The 508-nt window shown below is 68.3% G+C and carries 1 pseudogene; it reads left to right on the plus strand.

What is annotated here, in order from left to right:
* Nucleotides 1-508, plus strand: a pseudogene (locus VQ03_RS30170) (glycogen debranching protein GlgX); the annotation flags it as partial.

A 508-nucleotide genomic window follows, 5' to 3' on the forward strand; every position in this document is an offset into this window, starting at 1 on the left:
GGCGCCACCTGGGACGGCCTCGGCGTCAACTTCGCGCTGTTCTCCGCGCACGCCACCAAGGTCGAGCTGTGCCTGTTCGACGATTCCGGCGAGACCGAGATCGAGCGGATCGCCCTGCCCGAATACACCGACGAGGTCTGGCACGGCTACCTGCCGGACGCCCGCCCCGGGACGATCTACGCTTATCGCGTCCACGGCCCCTACGAGCCGGAAGCCGGCCACCGCTTCAACCCGAACAAGCTGCTCCTCGACCCCTACGCCAAGGCGCTCGTCGGCTCCGTCACCTGGAACCCGGCGCTCTTCGGCTACGTCATGGAGAGCGGCGACGACACCACCTTCGACACCCGCGACAGCGCGCCCTTCACCCGCAAGTGCCGGGTGATCGATCCCGCCTTCACCTGGGGCCGCGACCAGAAGCCGAACGTGCCCTGGGACAAGACGGTCTTCTACGAGACCCACGTCAAGGGCTTCACCAAGCTGCATCCGGCGGTGCCCGAGCGCCTGCGCG

It is taken from the genome of Methylobacterium tarhaniae, assembly GCF_001043955.1.
GTDB lineage: Bacteria > Pseudomonadota > Alphaproteobacteria > Rhizobiales > Beijerinckiaceae > Methylobacterium > Methylobacterium tarhaniae.